This is a genomic window from Streptomyces smaragdinus, assembly GCF_009604385.1.
Taxonomy (GTDB): Bacteria; Actinomycetota; Actinomycetes; order Streptomycetales; family Streptomycetaceae; genus Streptomyces; species Streptomyces smaragdinus.
In genome coordinates this window covers 168,155-175,020 of the sequence record NZ_WEGJ01000010.1, presented here as the reverse complement: position 1 = coordinate 175,020, position 6,866 = coordinate 168,155, and the positions used below count along the sequence as shown (strand labels likewise).

At 71.8% G+C, this 6,866-nt stretch carries 7 protein-coding genes and 1 pseudogene; 1 reads left to right on the top strand and 7 read right to left on the bottom strand.

Annotation, left to right across the window (positions count from 1 at the left end; all coding sequences use genetic code 11):
- The 3 genes and pseudogenes from SRB5_RS16395 to SRB5_RS16385 form a co-directional block, all read right to left on the bottom strand.
- Positions 1–189: pseudogene (locus SRB5_RS16395) on the bottom strand (chitinase); the annotation flags it as partial.
- Positions 186–941: a hypothetical protein gene (locus SRB5_RS16390; protein WP_153452701.1), complete on the bottom strand. Its 756-nt coding sequence runs from the start codon at positions 939–941 to the stop codon at positions 186–188. The gene SRB5_RS16390 and the pseudogene SRB5_RS16395, both read right to left, overlap by 4 nt.
- Positions 938–1,846 carry a hypothetical protein gene (locus tag SRB5_RS16385; protein ID WP_228390085.1) on the bottom strand — a complete coding sequence of 303 codons (909 nt, stop codon included), beginning with the start codon at positions 1,844–1,846 and terminating at the stop codon, positions 938–940. Before SRB5_RS16385 ends, SRB5_RS16390 begins: the two co-directional genes overlap by 4 nt.
- Positions 1,847–2,007: 161 nt before the next feature.
- On the opposite strand from SRB5_RS16385, the gene SRB5_RS16380 reads away from it, so the two are divergent.
- Entirely contained in the window at positions 2,008–2,376 is a 369-nt protein-coding gene (locus tag SRB5_RS16380; RefSeq protein ID WP_153452700.1) for a DsrE family protein, read from the top strand.
- A 23-nt stretch (positions 2,377–2,399) separates the two neighbouring features.
- On the opposite strand, the gene SRB5_RS16375 is transcribed toward SRB5_RS16380, so the two are convergent.
- The 4 genes from SRB5_RS16375 to SRB5_RS16360 form a co-directional block, all read right to left on the bottom strand.
- Positions 2,400–3,236, bottom strand: a complete 837-nt coding sequence (locus SRB5_RS16375; protein WP_153452699.1) for a hypothetical protein — start codon at positions 3,234–3,236, stop codon at positions 2,400–2,402.
- Positions 3,233–3,991: a hypothetical protein gene (locus tag SRB5_RS16370; RefSeq protein ID WP_153452698.1), complete on the bottom strand. Its 759-nt coding sequence runs from the start codon at positions 3,989–3,991 to the stop codon at positions 3,233–3,235. The genes SRB5_RS16375 and SRB5_RS16370 overlap by 4 nt, the downstream gene beginning before the upstream one ends.
- Complete coding sequence (locus SRB5_RS16365) at positions 3,988–4,839, bottom strand: hypothetical protein (protein ID WP_153452697.1); 852 nt, start codon at positions 4,837–4,839, stop codon at positions 3,988–3,990. The genes SRB5_RS16370 and SRB5_RS16365 overlap by 4 nt, the downstream gene beginning before the upstream one ends.
- A gap of 95 nt (positions 4,840–4,934) precedes the next feature.
- The gene (locus tag SRB5_RS16360; protein WP_153452737.1) at positions 4,935–6,833 is read right to left on the bottom strand and encodes an ABC transporter ATP-binding protein; all 1,899 of its coding nucleotides are present in this window, start codon (positions 6,831–6,833) and stop codon (positions 4,935–4,937) included.
- Positions 6,834–6,866: the final 33 nt, after the last annotated feature.

The following is a 6,866-nucleotide window of genomic DNA, read 5'->3' as shown; positions in this document are numbered from 1 at the left end:
GACGGACTGGGCGATCGGCATGCTCGTGTCGCCGTTCCAGTACGGCGTGCACGAACCGGCGGTGGCGGTCTGGAGGAACGCCATCGTCAGATGCTTCGCGCCGGACTGGGCGGAGAGGGCGGCGGGGGGCTGGGGCCAGGCGTTGTAGGGGGCCGCGGGCTGCGGGGCGTACGGGGGCGGCTCGGTCATGCTGCCTCTCCGGGGGACTTGATGTGGTCGAGCTGCTTCTTCAGCAGGGACGCGGCGTCGGTCTTGTTCAGGGGCTTCACGCCGTACGCCGAGAAGGAGACGAGGATGTTGCCGGTGGTGGCCGTGCAGTCCATGACCTGGAGCTTGTCGTCCGACTCGGTCTTGCGGACGAAGCACCGGGCGTCCTTGTAGCCGTCGATCCCCGGCCCCTTCGCGCTGCCGATCCGCTCGTTCAGCTCCGCCTCGAAGGCCGTGAAGTCGGTCGCCGACCGCCGGGTCATCTCGGCCAGCTGGATCTCGATGAGTACGTCGGAGCTGTAGGCGTACGAGCGCATCGCGATGCCCTTGAGCTTCATCCGGTCCACGTACTTGTCGAACTCGCGCCGCTCGGCGCGGGGAAGGCCGCGGCCGCTCTGCTTGAACAGGGCGGTGGCCTGCTTGCTGGTCAGCTCCGCGTCGTTGCCGAACTCGTCGATGTCCGGGCCCGCCGAGTAGTTGTCGGGGATCGGCAGCAGCTTGGTGCCCAGACCCGTGTGGACGGTGAGGGGGCCGCCCGCGGTGTCCTTGTCCTTGGGGCCCGGCGGCTTCCAGACGGTGGTCTTCGCCGTACGGTCGGCCTTGTCCGCCGTCAGATACGCGTACGCCAGCCCGCCGCCACAGGCGCCGGCGACGAGGACGGTGGCGACGATCAGCGCGAGGGGGCCGCGCGGGCGCGGGGGCGTGGGCTGCGGGGGGAAGGCGTTGTACGTCATAGCCGCTCCAGCTGCTTGCGGGCGAGGTCCAGCGCGTCCTTCTCGCTGACCTTGCTGGTGTTGATGAAGTGGATGTCCATCACGATGTCCCCGCGCCTGGCCAGCGCCCGGCCCTCCCACAGCGGCAGATAGCCGGGCTCGGTGTCCGGCGAGTCGAAGACGAAGAGCAGCCCGTCGCTCGAACCCGGGATCGCGGTGCCGTCGTTGCCGGCGTAGTCGTCGTCCGGCAGATAGGCCGTCTGCTCCTCGAGGTATTGCGCGGCGCCGGCCGTGAGCTGGTCGTGGAACTGGATCAGCTCCACGATGACGGCGTGGCCCTGGCCGCGGCTCCAGGCGGTGACGGCGGTGCGCCGGTAGCCGCTCTCCACCAGGTTCTTGAACATGTAGTCGGGCTCCTGGAAGTCCTCGGCGAACTCGTACGCCGTGACCCAGCCGCCCTCCCCCGGCAGGAAGTCCGGCTTCTTGGTGCCCTTCGGCGCGCTCACCAGCAGCTTGCGCAGGTCGCCCGTGGTCTTCGTCCGGTGGTCCTGCGCCGCGGGGAGGGGGTCCGGCTCCTTGCCCGCCGCCAGGGCCTTCGGGTACGCCAGCCCCGGCTGGGAGAGGGGCGGCAGCGCGGTGGGCGGCTCGTCGGCCTGTACGCGGTAGCCGTACGTCACGCCGGCCACGGTGCCGAGGAGGGCGGCGGCGGCCAGCAGCAGCGCGATGCGGCCGCGGCGGCGCGGGGGCGCCGGGGCCGGCGGTGGTACGGGGATGCCGCCGTACGACGGGTGCTGCGGCGGTGGCGACACGGCGGGCGGGGGTGCGGTGATGGATGGTGGCGCGTCCGGGGCGACCGGCGTGAGCCGGGCCGTCGGTGGATCCTCCGCCGCCGGGACGCTGCCGGTGTGGTCCTCGTTCGGTGTCACTGGCCCCCCTGTCGTCCGCCTCTCGGGCGTTTCGTGGTCAGGCATCGGGGGAAGGGAAACTACCCTTCCGTAACTTATTCAGCGCTCAAACGTTTGATTCCGTCACGCGCGTCACACGACCTGGCACGATGCGTGGACCGGCCGGGCCCTACAGTGGCCGCATGGCCGCACCCAACAAGCTCGTGATCAAGGTGACCTCCGGCACGGACGCCCCCGAACGCTGCTCGCAGGCGTTCACGGTGGCCGCCGTCGCCGCCGCCAGCGGCGTCGAGGTGTCGCTGTGGCTGACCGGGGAGTCGGCGTGGTTCGCCCTCCCCGGCCGCGCGGCGGAGTTCGAACTCCCGCACGCCGCCCCGCTGCCCGACCTGATGGCGGGCATCCAGGCGGGCGGTCTGATCACCCTGTGCACGCAGTGCGCGACCCGCCGGGGCATCGAGGAGAAGGACGTCGTCGAGGGCGTCCGGATCGCCGGCGCCCAGATGTTCGTGAAGGAGATCATGGCGGAGGGCGTGCAGGCGCTCGTGTACTGAGCCCCCGCACGCCCACCCCGCCATCAGTCGAGCAGCCTGCTCTGCAGGATCACCGTCTGGTGGAACGGGACCGCCTCGCTGACGCCCTCGGTTTCCTGTACGACCAGGCCCACCACGTCGCCCGCCCGCAGCGCCGCGAACCGAAGGTGGACGTCGCCCACCGGCGCCTCCTCGTCGAAGACCTCCCGGGCGACCTTGTCCCGGACGCCGTCCTCCGTCCAGGTCTTGTCGGTCTGCGCCAGCCGCGCGTCGCCGGGCAGCGGGTCGGACAGCCCGTAGAGCGAGTTCGCCGCGTCCGTCGCCGCCGGTTCGCCGCCGAAACGCAGCAGGTAGATCCGGGTCCGGGTGCCGTCCGGCATGGTCCAACCGGTGGCCGCGATGTGCCGCAGGCCCGCCTCGCGCAGCGGGCCGGCGAGGTCGGCGCGGTCGTCCTCGTCGTACAGCTTCGTGAAGTCGGTGAGCGACAGCCAGCCGCCGCGTCCCGGCAGGCCCTTGACCGCCTCGGCGCCCTTCGGCGCCGGGAGCAGCAGGGTGCGCAGGTCGGCGTGGTGGATGTGGGCGGGGTTGCTCCCGGCGAACGGGCCGGGCCGCGAGGCGGGGAGCGCCGGCAGCCTGACCGGGGGGAAGTCCCAGCGGCCGTCGTCCTCGGTGGCCAGGCCCGGCAGGTCGGCGCGTTCCTTGCCGGTGACGTAGTGCGCCGTACCGGCCGCCGCGCCGGCGAAGGCCAGCACCGCGCACGTCCAGCGGGCGACGGCGCGCAGCACCCGGCGGCGTCCGGCGCATGGCGCGGGGGCGGCGGGTTCGGCGGGCGGTGCGGGCTCCGGTTCCGGGGCCGGGGCGATCGTCGCGGTCTCGGTCATGCGGACTCCCCGGCGGAGATACGGTCGAGCTGGGCCCGCAGGAGGGTCACGACGGACGTGCCGTCGAGCTTGCGGGGGCCGTACGCGACGGCGTTGAGCAGCACGTCGCCCTTGGCGGCCGTGCAGTACAGGACGTCCTGCTTGCGCCAGGTGTCCTTCGGCGCGTAGTAGCAGACCGCCGACTTGTAGCCCTTGATCGCGGGGCCGGCCCGCAGGTCGTCCAGGACGTGCGACAGGTCCTTCTGGAAGTCGGTCGTCTCCTTCGCCGCCTTCGCGGACATCCGGGTGAGCTGGATCTCGACGACGGTGTCCCCGTCCAGGGAGGCGTACGAGCGCATCGCCTGGCCCTCGATGTGCCGCTTCTCGATCTCCTTCCGGAACGCCCGGCGCAGCTTGGGCGGCAGGCCGCCCGCGCTCTGTTTGAGGAGGGCGAGGGCCTGCTTGCCGGTGAGCTCGGCGTCGTTGCCGAACTCCTCCATGTCGGGGCCCGGGTGCCAGTCGGTGTCGTCGATCGGCAGCAGCTGCTTGCCGAGGCCCTGGTGTCCGGCGGCGGACCGGGTGGCGGACTTCGGGGTGCCGACGCCCTTCTGCCAGTACGTGGTGTCGGCCGTGGTGTCGGCGTTCCGCACCCAGTCCGCGGCGTACGCGATGCCGCCGCCGGTGGCGCCGAGGACGGCGAGGGTGACGAGGACGGGGGCGACGAAGCGGGGGCGGCGGCGGCGGGGGGCGGGTTCGGGTGCGAGTACGTCGGTCACAGGCGCTCCAGCTGCTTCTCGGCGAGCCCCATCAGGTACTTCATGCTGATCTGCCTGGTCCCGTAGACGGTGATGTCCAGCACCACGTCGCCGCGTACGGCGATCGCGCGGGCGTTGTACAGCGGGAGGTAGCCGGCCTTCTGCTCCGGCTTGCTGTAGACGAACGCCCGGCCGCTCTCCGAGCCCGGAACGAGCTTTCCGCGGTTGCCCGCGAACTCGTCGGACGGCAGATAGCCCAGCTGGCCTTGCGCGTAGTCGCGGGCGCCGAGCACGGACGTGTCGTGGAACTGGATGAGGCGCACCTCGGTGACCTCGTTGCCGCGCTCCCAGCCGGTGGCGGCGCCGCGCCGGTAGTCGTTCAGGAGGCTGTCCTTGAAGATCCGGTCGGGCTCGACGAACCCGTCGGCGAACGCGTACAGCGGGATCCAGTCGCCGCCGGCACTGAACCCCGGCGCGGTGGTGGCGCCGGACGGCTTCTTGAGCAGCAGCTTGCGCAGGTCGCCGTCCGTCTTCACGCGCGGCGCGTCCGGCCCGGTCACCACGGCGGCCTCGTCCACGCCGAGCGTGCCCTGCGACAGCGGCGGCAGCGGGGTGGGGTCGCGGCGGGACTGTACGACGAACCCGGCGCAGGCGCCCGCCACGGCGCCGAGGGCCAGGGCGAGGGCGATGAGGCCGGTCGTCTTCCCGCGCCGGCGGCCGGGGGCGGGGGCGGGGGTCTCCGGTGCCGGCGGCGGCTCGGGGGACGGGGGCGCGGTCGGGGGCTGCTCCGCCCCCGCGTCCGTCGTCGGTGTCGCGTCCGGGGCGGGCGTCTCCTCGGCGTCCGTCCCGGGTTCGTGCGTGTGCTCCACGGCGCTCCCAGGGGTTACATGATCCTGTCAATGCCGTGAAGACTCCTGATGGAGTCGAATGGTTGTACAAATATTTCGGGGAGTTCCCGCAGTCCCTAGCCCTCCGCCACCGGCGCCGCGAACTGCGCCTCGTACAGCCGGGCGTACGCGCCGCCCGCCGCGAGGAGCGTGTCGTGGTTGCCCTGCTCCACGATCGAGCCGTGCTCCATCACCAGGATCACGTCCGCGTCCCGGATCGTCGACAGCCGGTGCGCGATCACGAACGACGTCCGGCCCGTACGCAGCTCCGCCATCGCGTGCTGGATCAGCACCTCCGTACGCGTGTCCACCGACGACGTCGCCTCGTCCAGCACCAGGATCGCCGGCTCGGCGAGGAACGCCCGCGCGATGGTGATCAGCTGCTTCTCGCCCGCCGAGACCCCCGTGCCCTCCTCGTCGATCACCGTGTCGTAGCCGTCGGGCAGGGTCCGTACGAACCGGTCCACGTGCGTGGCCTTCGCCGCCTCGACGATCTTGTCGAGGGACGTCCCGGCCGGCGCCCCGTACGCGATGTTCTCCGCTATCGTCCCGCCGAACAGCCAGGTGTCCTGCAGCACCATCCCGATCTGCGACCGCAGCCCGTCCCGCGTCATCCGCGCGACGTCCACCCCGTCCAGCACGATCCGCCCGCCGCTGACCTCGTAGAACCGCATCAGCAGATTGACGAGCGTGGTCTTCCCGGCGCCCGTCGGCCCGACGATCGCGACCGTCTGGCCGGGCTCCACGGACAGCGACAGGCCCTCGATGAGGGGCTTCTCCGGGTCGTACGAGAAGGTCACGTCCTCGAACGAGACCCGGCCCCGTACATGCTCCGGACGCTCCGCCGGCACCGGGTCCGGGGCCTGCTCCCCGGCGTCCAGCAGCTCGAAGACCCGCTCGGCGGACGCGACGCCCGACTGGACGAGGTTCGCCATGGACGCGATCTGGCTCAGCGGCTGGCTGAACTGCCGCGAGTACTGGATGAACGCCTGCACGTCACCGATCGACAGCGCCCCCGACGCCACCCGCAGCCCGCCGACGACGGCGACCAGCACGTAGTTGAGGTTGCCGATGAACATCATCGCCGGCTGCATCAGCCCCGAGATGAACTGCGCCTTGAACGACGACCGGTACAGCTCCTCGTTCTCCTCGGCGAACACCTCCGCCGACTCCCGCTGCCGCCCGAAGACCTTGACGACGGCGTGGCCCGTGTACATCTCCTCGATGTGCGCGTTCAGCGTGCCCGTCGTCTTCCACTGCGCGATGAACTGCGGCTGCGCCCGCTTGCCGATCCGGGTCGCGACCTTCGCCGACACCGGCACGGTGATCAGCGCGACCAGCGCCAGCAGCGGCGAGATCCAGAACATCATCGCCAGCACCCCGACGATCGTCAGCAGCGACGCCAGGATCTGGCTGAGGGTCTGCTGCAGCGACTGCCCGATGTTGTCGATGTCGTTGGTCGTACGGGACAGGATCTCGCCCCGGGACTGCCGGTCGAAGTACGACAGCGGCAGCCGCGACAGCTTCTCCTCCACCTGCTCCCGCAGCCGGAACACCGCCCGCTGGACGACGACCGCCGCGATCCGCGCCTGGATCACGCCGAACAGCCAGGCCGCCGCGTAGATCAGCGCCACCCAGCCCAGCACCTGCCCGACGGCCGTGAAGTCGACGCCCTCGCCGGGGACGACGTCCAGCTTCGTGATCATGTCGGCGAGGGTGCCGTTGCCCTCCGCCCGCAGATGCTCGGCGGCGGCCTCGGCCGTGGTCCCGGCCGGCAGGCTGCGGCCCACCAGACCGGAGACGATGAGGTCCGTGGCGTGCCCGAGGAGCTTGGGCCCGACGACGGTGGCCGTGATGCTCGCGACCGCCAGCACCAGCACGACCGTCATCACGCCGCGCTCGGGCTTGAGCAGCTTCAGCAGCCGGACGGCCGACGCCTTGAAGTCCAGCGCGTGCTCGGCGGGCCCCGCGCCCATCCAGCGCCCGGGGCCGCCGGCGGCGGCGGGCGG

Coding starts and splice junctions, on each gene's coding strand:
- SRB5_RS16375 (WP_153452699.1), bottom strand. CDS start 3,236: ATGACCGAGACCGCGACGATCGCCCCGGCCCCGGAACCGGAGCCCGCA.
- SRB5_RS16360 (WP_153452737.1), bottom strand. CDS start 6,833: ATGGGCGCGGGGCCCGCCGAGCACGCGCTGGACTTCAAGGCGTCGGCC.
- SRB5_RS16390 (WP_153452701.1), bottom strand. CDS start 941: ATGACGTACAACGCCTTCCCCCCGCAGCCCACGCCCCCGCGCCCGCGC.
- SRB5_RS16380 (WP_153452700.1), top strand. CDS start 2,008: ATGGCCGCACCCAACAAGCTCGTGATCAAGGTGACCTCCGGCACGGAC.